The following is a 15,049-nucleotide window of genomic DNA, read 5'->3' as shown; positions in this document are numbered from 1 at the left end:
TAGCGCGCCGCATTCCCAATGTGCACGGGCCGACGTCGTCCCATCCAGAGCAACTCATGTGAGGACGGTTGGTATGGCTTCTCGCTCCCCTCGCGCCGCCACCCTGGCGGCGTTCCCCGCCAAGCAGGGCATGTACAACCCTGCCTCCGAGAAGGACGCGTGCGGCCTCGCGATGGTCGCCACGCTCCGCGGTGAGGCGAGCCACGAGATCATCGACCTCGCTCTGACGGCGCTGCGCAACCTCGAGCACCGCGGCGCGATCGGCTCCGACGCGGGAACCGGCGACGGCGCCGGCATCCTCACCCAGATGCCGGATGCCTTCCTGCGCGCGGTCGTCGAGTTCGAGCTGCCCGCCGTCGGCCGGTACGCCGCGGGTCTCGCCTTCCTGCCTCAGGACGACGACGCCCGGGCGGCGCAGAAGGACGGCATCGAGCGGATCGCGGCGTCCGAGGGCCTCACCGTCCTCGGCTGGCGCGTCGTCCCCACCGACGACGCCCACCTGGGCAAGCTCGCGTTCGCGGCCCGTCCCGTGTTCGAGCAGCTGTTCGTCTCGAGCGGCGCGGAGCTCGAGGGCATCGCCCTGGATCGCCGCACCTTCCGGCTGCGCAAGCGCGCCCGCACCGAGCTCGACGCGTACTTCGTGTCGCTGTCGAGCCGCACGCTCGGCTACAAGGGCATGGTCACCACGCTCCAGCTCGAGCCGTTCTACCCCGATCTGTCCGACGACCGATTCGCCTCCGAGCTCGCCGTCGTGCACTCCCGCTACTCGACGAACACGTTCCCCTCGTGGCCGCTCGCTCAGCCCCTGCGCATGCTCGCCCACAACGGCGAGATCAACACCGTCAACGGCAACCGCAACTGGATGCGGGCGCGCCAGTCGCAGCTCGAGTCGGAGCTGATCGGCGACATCCGCCCGCTGCTTCCCATCTGCACCGAGGGGGCGAGCGACTCGGCATCCTTCGACGAGGTCCTCGAGCTGCTCACGCTGACCGGGCGCAGCCTGCCGCACGCGATCATGATGATGGTGCCCGAGGCCTACGAGAAGCAGACCGACATCGACCCCGAGCTGCGCGCCTTCTACGACTTCCACTCGATGCAGATGGAGCCGTGGGACGGCCCGGCCGCGCTCATCTTCACCGACGGCACGCTCGTCGGCGCGACTCTCGACCGCAACGGTCTGCGCCCCGGCCGCTGGACCGAGACGACCGACGGCATCGTCGTGATCGGCAGCGAGACCGGCGTGCTCGACTTCGAACCCGAGCGCATCAAGCGCCGGGGACGCCTGCGCCCCGGCCGCATGTTCCTCGTCGACACGGCACAGGGCCGCATCATCGAGGACGACGAGATCAAGCGCGACCTCGCGACGATGCACCCGTGGCAGGAGTGGCTGGATGCCGGGCGCGTGCGCCTCGCCGACCTCCCCGAGCGCGAGCACATCGTGCATCCCATCGCCTCGATCACCCGCCGCCAGCGCACGTTCGGGTACACGGAGGAGGAGGTCAAGATCCTCCTGACCCCGATGGGCCAGAACGGCGCGGAGCCGCTCGGCGCGATGGGCTCGGACACGCCCGTCGCCGTTCTCAGCGAGCGCCCCCGTCTGCTCTTCGACTACTTCACGCAGCAGTTCGCGCAGGTCACCAATCCGCCACTCGACTCGATCCGCGAAGAGGTGGTCACCTCGCTCGCGCTCGGCCTCGGCCCCGAGCGCAACCTGCTCGCGTGGGGACCGGAGCACACGCGCAGCGTCGCCCTCGACTTCCCCGTCATCGACAACGACGAGCTCGCCAAGATCCAGCACATCCACACGGCGCTGCCCGGTCGTTCCTCGGTCACGATCCGCGGCCTCTACCGCGTCGAGTCCGGCGCGAAGGGCATGAACAAGCGGCTCGCGCAGATGTGCCGAGAAGTCGACCAGGCGATCGAGGACGGCGCGGAGTTCATCGTGCTGAGCGACCGCGACTCGAACAAGGACCTCGCGCCCATTCCGTCGCTGCTCATGCTCGCCGCGGTGCACCACCACCTCATCCGCAACGAGACGCGCATGCGCGTGGGCCTCGTCGTCGAGGCGGGCGACGTGCGCGAAGTGCACCACGTCGCGACCCTCATCGGCTACGGGGCGTCGGCCGTCAACCCGTACCTCGCGATGGAGACGGTCGAGTACCTCGTCCGCGCCGGCTACATCACGGGCATCACGCCCGAGAAGGCCGTCAAGAACCTCATCTACGCGCTCGGCAAGGGCGTGCTCAAGATCATGTCCAAGATGGGCATCTCGACCGTCTCGTCCTACGCGGGCGCGCAGGTGTTCGAGGCGGTCGGCCTGTCGGACGAGTTCATCTCGGCCTACTTCACCGGCACCGAGTCCAAGCTCGGGGGAGTCGGGCTCGACGTCATCGCGGCCGAGAACGCCCGTCGGCACGAGTACGCGTATCCGGAGGATGCCGCGGTCCGCGCACACGAGCGCCTGTGGACGGGCGGCGAGTACCAGTGGCGCCGTGACGGCTCGCCCCACCTGTTCAATCCCGACACGGTCTTCCGTCTGCAGCACTCGACGCGCACCCGCCGCTACGACATCTTCCGCGAGTACACGAAGCTCGTCGACGACCAGGCGCAGGAGCTCAAGACACTTCGCGGGCTCTTCCGGCTCAAGACCGGCCAGCGGCCGGCCGTGCCCATCGACGAGGTGGAGTCCGTCGCGGCGATCGTGAAGCGCTTCTCGACGGGCGCGATGAGCTACGGCTCGATCTCGAGCGAGGCGCACGAGACGCTCGCGATCGCGATGAACTCGATCGGCGCGAAGTCCAACACGGGCGAGGGCGGCGAGGACGTCGACCGTCTGCTCGACCCCACGCGCCGGAGCGCGATCAAGCAGGTCGCCTCGGGTCGCTTCGGCGTCACGAGCCTCTATCTGACCGAGGCCGACGACATCCAGATCAAACTGGCTCAGGGTGCGAAGCCCGGCGAAGGCGGCCAGCTGCCGCCGACGAAGGTGTACCCGTGGGTCGCGCGCACGCGTCACGCGACCGCAGGGGTGGGCCTCATCTCGCCGCCCCCGCACCACGACATCTACTCGATCGAAGACCTCAAGCAGCTCATCTTCGATCTCAAGCGCGCCAACCCGAACGCCCGCATCCACGTCAAGCTCGTCAGCCAGTCCGGCATCGGCGCGGTCGCCGCGGGCACCGCGAAGGCGCTTGCCGACGTCATCCTCGTGTCGGGCCACGACGGCGGCACGGGCGCCAGCCCGCTGAACTCGCTCAAGCACGCGGGAACGCCGTGGGAGCTCGGGCTCGCCGAGACGCAGCAGACGCTCATGCTCAACGGCATGCGCGACCGCGTGGTCGTCCAGGTCGACGGGCAGCTCAAGACCGGTCGGGACGTCATCATCGGCGCGCTCCTGGGCGCCGAGGAGTTCGGCTTCGCGACGGCACCGCTCGTCGTCTCGGGATGCGTCATGATGCGCGTGTGCCACCTCGACACGTGCCCCGTGGGAGTCGCGACGCAGAACCCCGTGCTGCGCGAGCGGTTCACCGGCAAACCCGAGTTCGTCGTGAACTTCATGGAGTTCATCGCCGAAGAGGTCCGCGAACTGCTCGCAGAGCTGGGCTACCGCACACTCGACGAGATCATCGGCCGCAACGACCTGCTCGACGTGGACGGTGCGGTCGAGCACTGGAAGGCGAGCGGCATGGATCTCGCGCCGATCCTCGAGGGTCCGCAGTTCGGCGAGGACGAGATGCGCCGGAACATCCGCGCGCAGGACCACGAGCTCGACGAGCACTTCGACATCCAGATCATCGAGCAGGCGGGCGGCGTGCTCGCCGACGGCGGCCATATCTCGATCGACCTGCCGGTGCGCAACACCGCGCGTGCCGTCGGCACACTGCTCGGGCACCACGTCACACGGGCACACGGGGCGAACGGCCTGCGGTCCGGTTCGATCGAGGTCAACCTCACGGGCTCGGCCGGGCAGTCCTTCGGAGCGTTCATGCCCGCGGGCATCACCCTGCGCCTCGAGGGCGACTCGAACGACTACGTCGGCAAGGGGCTGTCGGGCGGTCAGATCGTCGTGCGGCCCCCGCGCGCCGCATCCTTCGACGCCTCTGAGAACGTCATCGCGGGCAATGTCATCGGCTACGGCGCGACGCAGGGCACCATGTTCCTCTCCGGCGTCGTGGGCGAACGGTTCTTCGTCCGCAACTCCGGCGCGACGGCGGTCGTCGAAGGCGTGGGCGACCACGCGCTCGAGTACATGACCGGCGGTCTCGCCGTGATCCTCGGTCGCACGGGCCGCAACCTCGGCGCCGGGATGTCGGGCGGCACCGCCTACGTCTACAAGCTCGACGAGGCGCTCGTCAACCGCGAGGCGCTGAAGAACGGCGAGCTCGAGCTGGGGCCGCTCGGGTCGGGCGACGCGGAGATCCTGCGTGATCTCCTCACCCAGCACGCGAAGGAGACGGACTCCGCGCTCGCGGCATCCCTCCTCGCCGACTTCGACTCCGAGATCGACAACTTCGTCCGCGTCCTTCCGCGCGACTACGCCGCCGTCCTGCAGACGCGGCAGAACGCCGTCGCGGAGGGACTCGACCCCGACGGCGACGTCGTCTGGAACCGCATCCTGGAGGTGACGGGTGGCTGACCCGAAGGGCTTTCTCAAGGCCACCGAGCGCGAGCTTCCCCCTCGCCGCCCGGTGCCCGTACGCATCATGGACTGGAAAGAGGTCTACGAGCCTGGCGACTCGGCGGTTCTGCGCCGTCAGGCCGGCCGGTGCATGGACTGCGGCATCCCGTTCTGCCACAAGGGCTGCCCTCTCGGCAATCTGATTCCCGAGTGGAACGACTTCACGTGGCGCGGCGAGGGTCGCGCCGCGAGCGAGCGGCTGCACGCGACGAACAACTTCCCCGAGTTCACGGGTCGTCTGTGCCCGGCGCCGTGCGAGAGCTCCTGCGTGCTGGGCATCAACCAGCCGGCGGTGACGATCAAGCAGATCGAGGTCTCGATCGCCGACGAGGCGTTCGGAAGCGGATGGATCGAGCCCGAGCCGCCGGGGCGGCTGACCGGCAAGACCGTCGCCGTCGTCGGCTCCGGCCCCGCCGGCCTCGCGGCCGCACAGCAGCTGACGCGGGCGGGTCACACCGTCGCCGTGTTCGAGCGGGACGACCGCATCGGTGGACTGCTGCGCTACGGCATCCCGGACTTCAAGATGGAGAAGCGCCACATCGACGCGCGCCTGCGGCAGATGCAGGACGAGGGCACCCGATTCCGGGCCGGCGTCGAGATCGGCAAGGACATCTCGTGGGACGACCTGCGATCGCGCTACGACGCCGTGGTCGTCGCAACGGGCGCCACGGTGCCGCGCGAGCTGCCGATCCCCGGCCGCGACCTCGCGGGCGTGCACTTCGCGATGGAGTACCTCGTCGAGTCGAACCACGCGGTGGCCGGCGACAGCGTGCCGAACCAGATCTCGGCCGAGGGCAAGCACGTCGTCGTGATCGGCGGCGGCGACACCGGCGCCGACTGCATCGGCACGGCGCACCGCCATGGCGCGCTGACCGTCACGAACCTCGCGATCGGCAAGCGGCCCCCGGGAGAGCGCCCCGATCACCAGCCGTGGCCGATGGCCCCGCTCGTGTTCGAGGTGTCGTCCGCGCACGAAGAGGGCGGCGAGCGGTCGTACCTCGCCTCGACGGTCGAGTTCCTGGGCAACGGGGCGGGCGAGGTCCGCGCACTCCGCGTGGCCGAGACGGAGTTCGTGGACGGCCGACGGGTTCCCAAGAGCGGCACCGAGCGCGAGATCCCCGCCGACCTCGTCCTGATCGCCATGGGCTTCACCGGCCCCGAGCGCGCCCTCCTCGAAGACCAGCTCGATGCGCGATTCACCGAACGCGGCAACGTGCTGCGCGAGGACGACTACCAGACGACGGCGCCCGGCGTCTTCGTCGCGGGCGACGCCGGCCGAGGCCAGTCGCTCATCGTCTGGGCCATCGCCGAGGGCCGTGCGGTCGCGGCCAGCGTCGACGCCTACCTCATGGGCGAGACCGAACTGCCGTCGCCCGTTCGCCCGACCGATCTCGCGATCGGCCTTCAGCCCGCGTAGGCTGAAATCGGCTCCTCTGCCAACGAATTCACCCCCCACGAAGAAAGACACGGATGAGACGCGCCAAGATCGTCGCCACACTGGGACCCGCAACGTCGTCGTATGAGATGGTCCGCGCGATCATCGATGCGGGGGTCGACGTCGCCAGATTCAACCTGAGCCACGGGGACTACTCGGTTCACGACAACAACTTCGCGAACGTGCGCAAGGCAGCAGAGGATGCCGGTCGTCCCGTCGCGATCCTGGTCGACCTGCAGGGGCCGAAGATCCGCCTCGGAAAGTTCGCCGACGGGCCCCACGACCTGGCGGTGGGCGACATCTTCAAGATCACCGCAGAGGACGTGCCCGGCACGAAGGAGATCGTCTCGACGACCTTCAAGGGTCTTCCCGACGACGTCAAGAAGGGCGACTACCTCCTGATCGACGACGGCAAGGTGCGCGTCCAGGTCGAGAGCGTGGACGGGCCCGTCGTCACGACGAAGGTCATCGTCGCCGGCCCGGTCTCCAACAACAAGGGCATCAACCTGCCCGGCGTGGCCGTGAACGTGCCCGCGCTGTCCGAGAAGGACGAGGCGGACCTCCGCTGGGGCCTGCAGGCCGGATGCGACCTCGTCGCGCTCTCGTTCGTGCGCGACGCGAAGGACGTCCAGCGCGTGCACGTCATCATGGCCGAAGAGGGGCGCCACGTCCCGGTCATCGCCAAGATCGAGAAGCCGCAGGCCGTCGACCACCTCGAGGAGATCATCGACGCCTTCGACGGCATCATGGTGGCTCGCGGCGACCTCGGCGTCGAGCTGCCGCTCGAGGCCGTTCCCATCGTGCAGAAGCGCGCCGTCGAGCTGTGCCGCCGCATGGCGAAGCCCGTCATCGTCGCGACGCAGATGCTCGAGTCGATGATCGAGAACCCCGTGCCCACGCGCGCCGAGACCAGCGACGTCGCCAACGCGGTACTCGACGGCGCGGACGCCGTCATGCTCTCGGGCGAGACGAGCGTCGGCAAGTACCCCGTCGTCGTCGTCGAGACGATGGCGCGCATCATCGCCTCCACCGAGGACCACGGTCTCGACCGCATCGCTCCGCTGAACACGAAGCCGCGCACGCAGGGTGGCGCGATCACCCTCGCGGCCCTCGAGGTCGCCGAGTTCGTCGAGGCGAAGTACCTCTGCATCTTCACCGAGTCCGGCGACACCGCGCGTCGCATGTCGCGCCTGCGCCCCAGCATCCCGATGATCGGCTTCACGCCCGAGCCGGCGATCCGTCGCCGCATGGCCCTCACGTGGGGGGTGCAGTCGACGCTCGTCGAGCACGTGGCCCACACCGACCGCATGTTCATCCAGGTCGACGACTACTTCCTCTCGAACGACCTCGCGAAGGTCGGCGACAAGGTCGTCGTCATCTCGGGATCCCCTCCCGGGATCATCGGCTCGACCAACGACATCCGCATCCACAAGATCGGCGATGCCGTGCACGGCAAGGCGCCGATCTATCGCGAGTAGTCGTACTCTGTCGCGACGACGGCCGCGCTCGCTATGCTGAGCGCGGCCGTCGTGCTTTCGCGCACGAGCCTCACGAAAGGGTGAGCTCATGATCTGGGATGCCTTCTGGCTGCTGCTGTGGTTCTTCTACGTCGCGGCCTACATCTACGTCGTCGTCCTGATCATCTCGGACCTCTTCCGCGATCAGAAGCTCAACGGGTGGTTCAAGGCGCTCTGGATCATCTTCCTCGTCTTCGTGCCGTTCCTGACCGCGCTCGTCTACCTGATCGCGCGAGGGAGCGGCATGGCCGAGCGCGCCGGCGTCCGCCGGGGTGTCGTCGCCGAGTCCGACGACTACCGGCCCGCGGCATCCGCCAGCCCCTCCGACGACATCGCGAAGGCGAAGGCGCTGCTGGATGCCGGGACCATCTCGCAGGGCGAGTTCGACGCGCTCAAGAGCAAGGCGCTGGGCAACCAGTACTTCGGCGCCTGACGCCCTCGGTTCCCCTCAGCTACCGCTCGGTGCGCCAGCCGGGGTCTTCGGCGAGATGGCGGCAGATGCCCGCGATCCGGGCGCTGGCCGTGCCGTCGCCGTAGGGGGACGGAATGGTCGCCAGTCGCTCGCTCAGTGCAGGGTCGGCGAGAAGTGCGATCGCGGCTTCCGAGATGCTGTCTTCGGGCCCGAGGATGCGAGAGAACCCGGCGGTCACCGATTCGGGACGCTCCGTGCTGCGACGGGGGACGAGCAGCGGCTTCTTCAGGACGGTGCACTCCTCCTGGATGCCGCCCGAGTCCGACACGAGGATCGTCGACCGCTGGGCGAGCTGCAGGAACTCGGTGTGGGTCGTCGAGGGCAGGATCGTCATGTCCTCGGTCAAGGCCGCGAGGTCGAACCGGTCGATCGCCGCGCGCGTGCGCGGGTGCGCGACGAACACGACGGGAAGGGCGATCTCGTTCAGCTGCGCGAGAATGCGGGTGAGCGCCTCGGCGGTGTCGGTGTTCTCGGGCCGATGGATCGTCGCGAGAACGTAGCCTGAGTCGGGAAGTCCTGCGGGCAGGGCGGCGGGCTGATCGAGAGCCCATCGCGTCGCCTCGACGATGGTGTTGCCGGTGACGGCGATGCGGGATGCCGGAACCCCTTCGGCGTGCAGACGGCGCTCGTTGTGCGTCGTCGCGGCGCAGTGGATGTCGGCGAGCACCCCCGTGACGAGCCGATTGATCTCCTCGGGCATGCTGCGGTCGTCGGATCGCAGCCCCGCTTCGACGTGGACGACGGGGATGCCGGCGTAGTTCGCGGCCTGCGCGCCTGCTGACACCGTGTTGGTGTCGCCCTGGACGACGACGACGTCGGGCCGGCTGCGGGAGAACTCCTCGGCGAGCGCTTCGATGGCCGAGGCGATCTGCGTCCACCGCGCTTGCCCGCCGATGCCGCTGAGCACGACATCGGGTGCTGGGATGCCCAGCTGGGGGAAGAGCTGCCCCGACAGCTCCTCGTCGTAGTGCTGACCGGTGTGTACGACGTACGCCTCGTCTCCGAGCTCCTTGATGAGCGGCGCGAGTTTGATGATCTCAGGCCTGGTGCCGAGCACGATCGCAATGCGGCGTTGCGTGAACCTGGTCACGATCTCTCCCGTCCTCGGATGCCGTCGACCACACGATATCGCTCGGACTCGCCGGAATGCGCTGCTGCGTCCCATGCGAAGAAGAGAGCCCGAAATGCGAAATCGGCCGCCGCAGAGCGACGAATGCCCGCGCTCCGCACGCAATCGTGCATCTCACGCGCGTGCAGCCGGGCCGACGCCCATACGTTCATGCACGACCGATTCCGCCCGGCTGACGCATCCGTCACGACCGGAAGCCCACAGGAGACCACCGTGTACACACTGCCGCCCACCGGAGGCATCGTCGGCGGTGGCGTGCTCGCGCTCACCGGCGGCACCCTCGTCACGACGGTCGCCGGCATCTCCCTCGTCGTCGTCGCCGCCCTCATCGGACTGCTGCTGATCGCCCGGGAGCGTCGCCGACGCGCGTACGTCGCGGGTGTCGATGCGACGCCTCGTCCGAGATACCGTCGCCCGGGAGTGCGGACGTGACCGCTGCCGCTGCCTCTCCGCTCCGCCGTGATCTTCGTGCGCAGACCGCAGCCGACCCCGCACGCCGGTCCCGTGAGCGGACGCCGCGCCCGCGACTGCTCCGACGCCTCGCGGGCGGAGCGATCGCCCTCATGCTCTTCGCGACGGCGACGCTCATCATGCTCGACGAGAGCGGCATGCGCTTCGTCGAAGCGCAGCTGTCCACGATGGTGGTCGGCCTCTTCGCCTCGGAGACCGTCTTCGCCTGGAGCGCCCATCAGCCGTCGATCGCGTTCACGATGGGCGACGGCGACGGCTGGCATGTCGCCCGCATCACGGCCTCGTGCGCCATCGCGTTCTACCTGGCTCCGATCCTCGCGATCGGCGCGCTGTTCGCTCTCAACGTCCGCATGCACCTGGGTCGCGTGCTCATCGCGACCGTGGCCGGAGTGGCAGGCATGTTCCTCCTCAACCAGGTGCGCCTCGCCGCGATCTGCTTCGCCTGGGGCACGTGGGGCCTCGACGGCTTCCACTGGGTCCACGGCCCGCTCGGCTCCGCACTGATGCTCGTGGGCATCGCCGGCGCTCTCCTCGTCTTCTTCCTGATCGTCGTTCGTGGCGGTCGCAGGAGGACCCAGAAGTCCCGCAACCGGCAGGACTGACCACCCTGAGGCGACCAGCCTCTTCGTGGCGCGCGACGCGTCACACGACCAAGAAAGGCCACGAGCTCATGACGCTCAAGACCACCCTCGGCCGCGGACTCGCCGCGCTCGGAACCATCGGGGCCCTCGGCCTCGGCTCGCTGCTCGCAGCTGCTCCCGCCAACGCCGCCGAGCCGGAGAACCGTGCGATCATCTACGTTCAGCCCGGCGAGACTGTCACGGCCTACCCGACAGTGAAGGGCACGGGCATCACGGTTCAGCCGGGCATGACCGCCTACGCCTTCGCAGACGGCCCCGGCGCGACCATCATCAAGGGTGCTCCGTACGCGGGCTTCATCCAGTCCGGCTCGGACTGGAATCGCGTGACCGGCTTGAACATCAGCCAGTGCGGCACGTGGAGCGTCGCCAGCCAGCGCTTCGACTGCAAGGCGACGACCTCGACGAACTACGTCACTGCGACGTCCAACACCTACCGCTGGGAGGTGCAGCTGGTCATCCCCGCGAACGCCCAGCCCGGCGACGAGTTCCGCGCTCGCACCGCGATCAACACCATGAGCTTCCAGGGCATCTCCGACACCTACGTGGTCGCCGAGCCCGAGGTGGAGATCGCCGACCTCGTCGTGACCTCGCCGGCTGTCGGCTCGACGATCGACACCGAGGGCGTGGTGTTCCAGGGCACCGCCGAGCCGAGCGCCACCGTCGTCATCACGGACGCCGACGGCGCCGTCCTCGGCGAGGCTGTCGCCGACGCGCAGGGCAGCTGGTCGGCCACCGTCGCCGGTCCTCTCGCCGAGGGTCCCCTCGACCTGACGTTCACCGCCGGCGAGAAGGTCGTCGAAGCTTCCTACGTCGTCGTCATCGACGAAGAAGGTGAGGGCGTTCCCGTCATGCCGCTCGCCGCGGGCCTCGGCGCCGGCGCGCTCGCTCTCGCCGGTCTCGGCGCGTTCGGCATCCGCCGCCGCTTCTCCGACAAGGCGTAGGCACTCCGCGCAACGCCGTGCCGGGCTTCTGCAGACACAGGGGCCCGGCGCCGGCGAGCGCGCGTACCGCGCGGAAATCGCACGCACGTGCGCAGTTTCGAAGCGATTGCCGCAGATCTCCGCGATCGCCTACGCAGATCGCCGGAGGTGACGAATCCGCTGATGTCGGCGTCCCTAACGTGATCCCTGATGCCCCGCCCTCCCGGCGACGCACATCTTCCACACTCGGAGGTTCACCTTGATCGCCGTCTTCGCAGGCGCTGCCGCCGTTGTCATCGCCATCTCGTTCGCGTACCTCTGGGTGCTGTTCTTCTCGGGTGTGCGGGTCATCCACAAGTCAGGCGAGAAGCTCTCCGTGATGAACGGCGCGACCTACGAGAACCCGTTCCTGAACGAACCCGGCACGTTCCACACGTACTTCCTCGTGCCGTGTCTCGATGAGGAGGCCGTGATCGGCGCGACCGTCAGGGCGCTCTCCGGCTCGCCCTTCTCGACCACGATCGTCATCGACGACGCCTCCGACGACCGCACCTCCGAGGTCGCCCGCGAGAACGGGGGAGACGAGCTCGTCATCCTCCGCCGCGAGTTCCCCGATGCACGCAAAGGCAAGGGCGAGGGCCTCAACGACGCCGTCCGGCTCGTACGCGAACTCGTCGCCGAACGCGGACAGGACGTCGAGAGGGTGCTCGTCGCGGTGATGGATGCCGATGGCCGGCTCTCCGACGGCGCGATGGCCGAGATCCTCCCTCTGTTCGACGACCCCGAGGTCGGTGGCTCGCAGCTGGCGGTCCGCATCCGCAACCGCGACAAATTCCTCACCCGCTATCAGGACTTCCACTTCTGGTCCACGACCGCCGTCACCCAACTCGGACGCGCAGCGACCGGCACCGTGTCGCTCGGCGGCAACGGGCAGTTCAGTCGACTCTCCGCGCTCAACGCGGCGGGGGAGAAGCCCTGGTCGGAGTCGCTCACCGAGGACCTCGACCTCGCCGTCACGATGGCGCTGCAGGGCTGGAAGCTCACCGCGACCCCGAAGGCCGCCGTCGAGCAGCAGGCGGTCGAGACGATCCCCGCACTCTTCACGCAGCGTCGCCGCTGGTTCCAGGGCCACATGTCGATGGCCAAGCGCCTGCCCGAGATCTGGCGCACGCCCACGCTTCCGCACAAGCGCGCGCTCGAGCTGTCCGCCTACATCCTCACCCCGTGGGTCACGATCCTGCCGTGGAGCATCCTGTTCCACTGGGCCATCATCGGCATGATCCTCGAATGGGGGACCTTCTTCGCCTTCGTGACCTCATCGCCGACCCTGCTCCTCGGCGCCGTCGCCTGGTACTTCCTCACCCTGGGTCCCGTCTTCGTGAGCGCCTGGGTCTACTACCGCCGGGACGAGGCGAAGGAGTTCTGGGTGTCGCTCCTGCATGCCCACGCGTTCCCGATCATCAACTACCTCGCGTTCGCCGCCGTGTGGAGCGCTCTGTCACGCATCCTCAAGAACGAGAACGGCTGGCAGAAGACCAAGCGCGTCGACGAGAACCTCACGCCCGCGATCGGAGTCCCCGCATGAGCGCCATCGTCGCCCCCACCCGCCGCCGTCAGCGCACCACGACCCCAGAGCCCCCGCACCGCGCGATGTCGCGTCGAGAGGTCCGCGACGCCGTCGCGCAGACCGCGAGCCGCCGCCACACCGCACGACCCTCCCATCGCTCGAGGCGGAGCCCGCCCGTCGGGGGACTTCAGCTCGGCAACGCGTACTTCGCCGCGATCGACGGCATGCGAGCCATCGCGATCCTCAGCGTGCTCGTCTACCACACGGGCATCTACCACAACGGCCTGTTCGGAGTCGACGTCTTCTTCGTCCTGTCCGGGTATCTCATCACCTTCACGCTGCTGCGCGAGTACCACAAGACCGGGACGCTCAAGATGGGGCAGTTCTACCTCCGCCGGGCGAAGCGTCTCCTCCCGCTGCTGCTCGTGACGATGCTGCTCACTCTGCTCGCGGTCGTCGCCTGGGGTGGATCGCACGAGCTCGAGAGGTTCGGCCAACAGGCGATCGCCTCCCTCGTCTACCTGACGAACTGGGAGCAGATCGCCGTGGGCCAGGCGTACTGGGACGGCTTCGAAGCCCTCAACCCGCTCGGCCACATGTGGTCGCTCGCGATCACCGAGCAGTTCTACCTCGTCTGGCCCGTCCTCATGCTCGTCGTCCTCCTCGTCGGCCGCGCCATCAGCAAGCGTGTCTCGTCGCGCGAGAACGCCTGGCAGTGGTCCAAGCTGACCGCACTCCTGGTCATGAGCGTAGGTGCGGTCGGCCTGATCGCGTCCGCCGTGATCCCCAATCTGGTCTACGACGGCAGCAACGCCGACCGGGTCTATCTCGGGACCGACACCCACTTCTCGGGTCTCGTCGCCGGCGCGGTCGCGGCATCCATCACCTACCTGATGCTGCAAAGTCGCGCCCGGCGGGAAGCGTCGCCCGGCTACATCTCCAAAGGCCCCAGCGTCTTCGCCGACGGTGTCAAGACGGTGCTCGTCACGGTCTCGTCCGTGGTCCTGCTTGCGCTGATCGTGATCTTCTCCCTCCAGGCCACCACCTACGAGGCCGCCTGGCTGTTCCAGTACGGCTTCGTCACGGTCGCGATCCTCGCGAGCCTGCTGGTGCTCACTCTCACGAGCCCGCACAACCTCGTCGCGAAGGTCTTCGCCTGGAAGCCGCTCGTCGAGCTCGGCAAAGTCTCCTACACGCTGTTCCTCATCCACATGCCCCTCTACTGGGTGATCATGAGGACCGGCGACTGGAACGCGTGGGATCTGCTCATCCTGGGCGTGCCCGTGTCGATCCTCGTCGCCTGCGGCCTGCATCACCTCGTGGCCGAGCCTCTGCGGATGCGCCCCTGGCGGCGCGGGGGAGCGACCTTCTGGGCGACACTCGCCCTCACGACCGCATCGGTGCTCGTCGTGCCGACGGTGGTCACCGCGATGCCCAAGGGCGCCGGCTCCACCACCGTGCTCACCCTCGGCGACTCGCTCGCGAACGACTTCGCCGGCGCCCTCGCCGCCAACGCCGGCGAGCACTTCACCGTCGTCGACGGCGGACTCCCCGGCTGCGGCATCTCCGGCGCCTCCGGCCAGCAGGCCGCCAACGGCATCACGCAGGGAGCCCCCACCGGCTGCGCGAACTGGGTCGAGCGGTGGCAGAAGCACATCGACTCCGCCAAGCCCGATGCGATCGTCGTCAACATCGCGTGGGACGCCGTCACCCAGATCTTCGGCGAAGTCCGGACGGACGTCCTGGACTCCGCGTTCGCCGCGACGTACCGGGCCGAGCTGGTCAGGATGGTCGAGCTGCTCGACGGCACCGGAGCATCCGTCCACATCGCCAACTCGCGCCTGCACAACGCCGTCGTCACTCCCGCTCAAGCGGTCGCGTTCAACGGCATCCTCGCCGACGTCCTCGCCTCGTACCCCACGATCCAGCTCCTCGACCTGCAGGCCCAGGTCTGCTCCACCGAGGACTGCACGACCGAGACGACGACGGGCGAGAAGATGTACCTGGACAACCGCGTCCACTTCTCCGACGCCGGCAAGCGCGAGATCGCCCCCTGGCTCACCGCCTCCATCCAGAACGCACTCCCGGCGGTCGCGGGACGCTGACTCGAGCCCACCGCGATACGCGAAAGCGCGGGCGTCGGGACCGCAGGACAGGCCCCTGACACACGGAGATCTCAGCCGGATGCACGCAGATCCACCGGCATCCCGCACCCGCAG

At 68.6% G+C, this 15,049-nt stretch carries 10 protein-coding genes; 9 read left to right on the top strand and 1 reads right to left on the bottom strand.

Features of this window, described 5'->3' with window-relative positions; all coding sequences use genetic code 11:
• The first annotated feature begins 73 nt into the window (after positions 1–73).
• From gltB to ACTIFV_RS13280, 4 genes are all read left to right on the top strand, one after another.
• On the top strand, positions 74–4,636 hold the full coding sequence (gene gltB / locus ACTIFV_RS13295) for a glutamate synthase large subunit (RefSeq protein ID WP_439593268.1): 4,563 nt from the start codon (positions 74–76) through the stop codon (positions 4,634–4,636).
• Positions 4,629–6,095 (top strand): glutamate synthase subunit beta, encoded by a 1,467-nt coding sequence (locus ACTIFV_RS13290; protein ID WP_439593267.1) that lies wholly within the window; start codon positions 4,629–4,631, stop codon positions 6,093–6,095. The genes gltB and ACTIFV_RS13290 overlap by 8 nt, the downstream gene beginning before the upstream one ends.
• A gap of 53 nt (positions 6,096–6,148) precedes the next feature.
• Positions 6,149–7,591 (top strand): pyruvate kinase, encoded by a 1,443-nt coding sequence (gene pyk, locus ACTIFV_RS13285; protein WP_439593266.1) that lies wholly within the window; start codon positions 6,149–6,151, stop codon positions 7,589–7,591.
• 88 nt (positions 7,592–7,679) lie between these two features.
• Positions 7,680–8,063 (top strand): SHOCT domain-containing protein, encoded by a 384-nt coding sequence (locus ACTIFV_RS13280; RefSeq protein WP_439593265.1) that lies wholly within the window; start codon positions 7,680–7,682, stop codon positions 8,061–8,063.
• Positions 8,064–8,082: 19 nt separating this feature from the next.
• On the opposite strand, the gene wecB is transcribed toward ACTIFV_RS13280, so the two are convergent.
• Entirely contained in the window at positions 8,083–9,192 is a 1,110-nt protein-coding gene (wecB, locus tag ACTIFV_RS13275) for a non-hydrolyzing UDP-N-acetylglucosamine 2-epimerase (protein ID WP_439593264.1), read from the bottom strand.
• 252 nt (positions 9,193–9,444) lie between these two features.
• On the opposite strand from wecB, the gene ACTIFV_RS13270 reads away from it, so the two are divergent.
• The 5 genes from ACTIFV_RS13270 to ACTIFV_RS13250 all read left to right on the top strand — a co-directional run bounded on the left by ACTIFV_RS13270 (position 9,445) and on the right by ACTIFV_RS13250 (position 14,935).
• Entirely contained in the window at positions 9,445–9,663 is a 219-nt protein-coding gene (locus tag ACTIFV_RS13270) for a hypothetical protein (protein WP_439593263.1), read from the top strand.
• Positions 9,660–10,304, top strand: coding sequence for an exosortase R (gene xrtR, locus ACTIFV_RS13265; RefSeq protein WP_439593262.1), 645 nt, complete (start codon positions 9,660–9,662; stop codon positions 10,302–10,304). The genes ACTIFV_RS13270 and xrtR overlap by 4 nt, the downstream gene beginning before the upstream one ends.
• A gap of 68 nt (positions 10,305–10,372) precedes the next feature.
• Positions 10,373–11,284 (top strand): Ig-like domain-containing protein, encoded by a 912-nt coding sequence (locus tag ACTIFV_RS13260; RefSeq protein WP_439593261.1) that lies wholly within the window; start codon positions 10,373–10,375, stop codon positions 11,282–11,284.
• Positions 11,285–11,522: 238 nt separating this feature from the next.
• A complete protein-coding gene (locus ACTIFV_RS13255; RefSeq protein ID WP_439593260.1) occupies positions 11,523–12,848 on the top strand; it encodes a glycosyltransferase in 1,326 nt (441 codons plus the stop codon).
• Positions 12,845–14,935 (top strand): acyltransferase family protein, encoded by a 2,091-nt coding sequence (locus ACTIFV_RS13250; RefSeq protein ID WP_439593259.1) that lies wholly within the window; start codon positions 12,845–12,847, stop codon positions 14,933–14,935. The genes ACTIFV_RS13255 and ACTIFV_RS13250 overlap by 4 nt, the downstream gene beginning before the upstream one ends.
• Positions 14,936–15,049 lie beyond the last annotated feature (114 nt).

Origin of the sequence: Microbacterium sp. (genome assembly GCF_051860965.1) — a bacterium.
In the GTDB taxonomy this organism is placed as follows: domain Bacteria; phylum Actinomycetota; class Actinomycetes; order Actinomycetales; family Microbacteriaceae; genus Microbacterium.
Note: the sequence above shows the minus strand (reverse complement) of the source record. Positions and strands in the feature narration are given on the sequence as shown.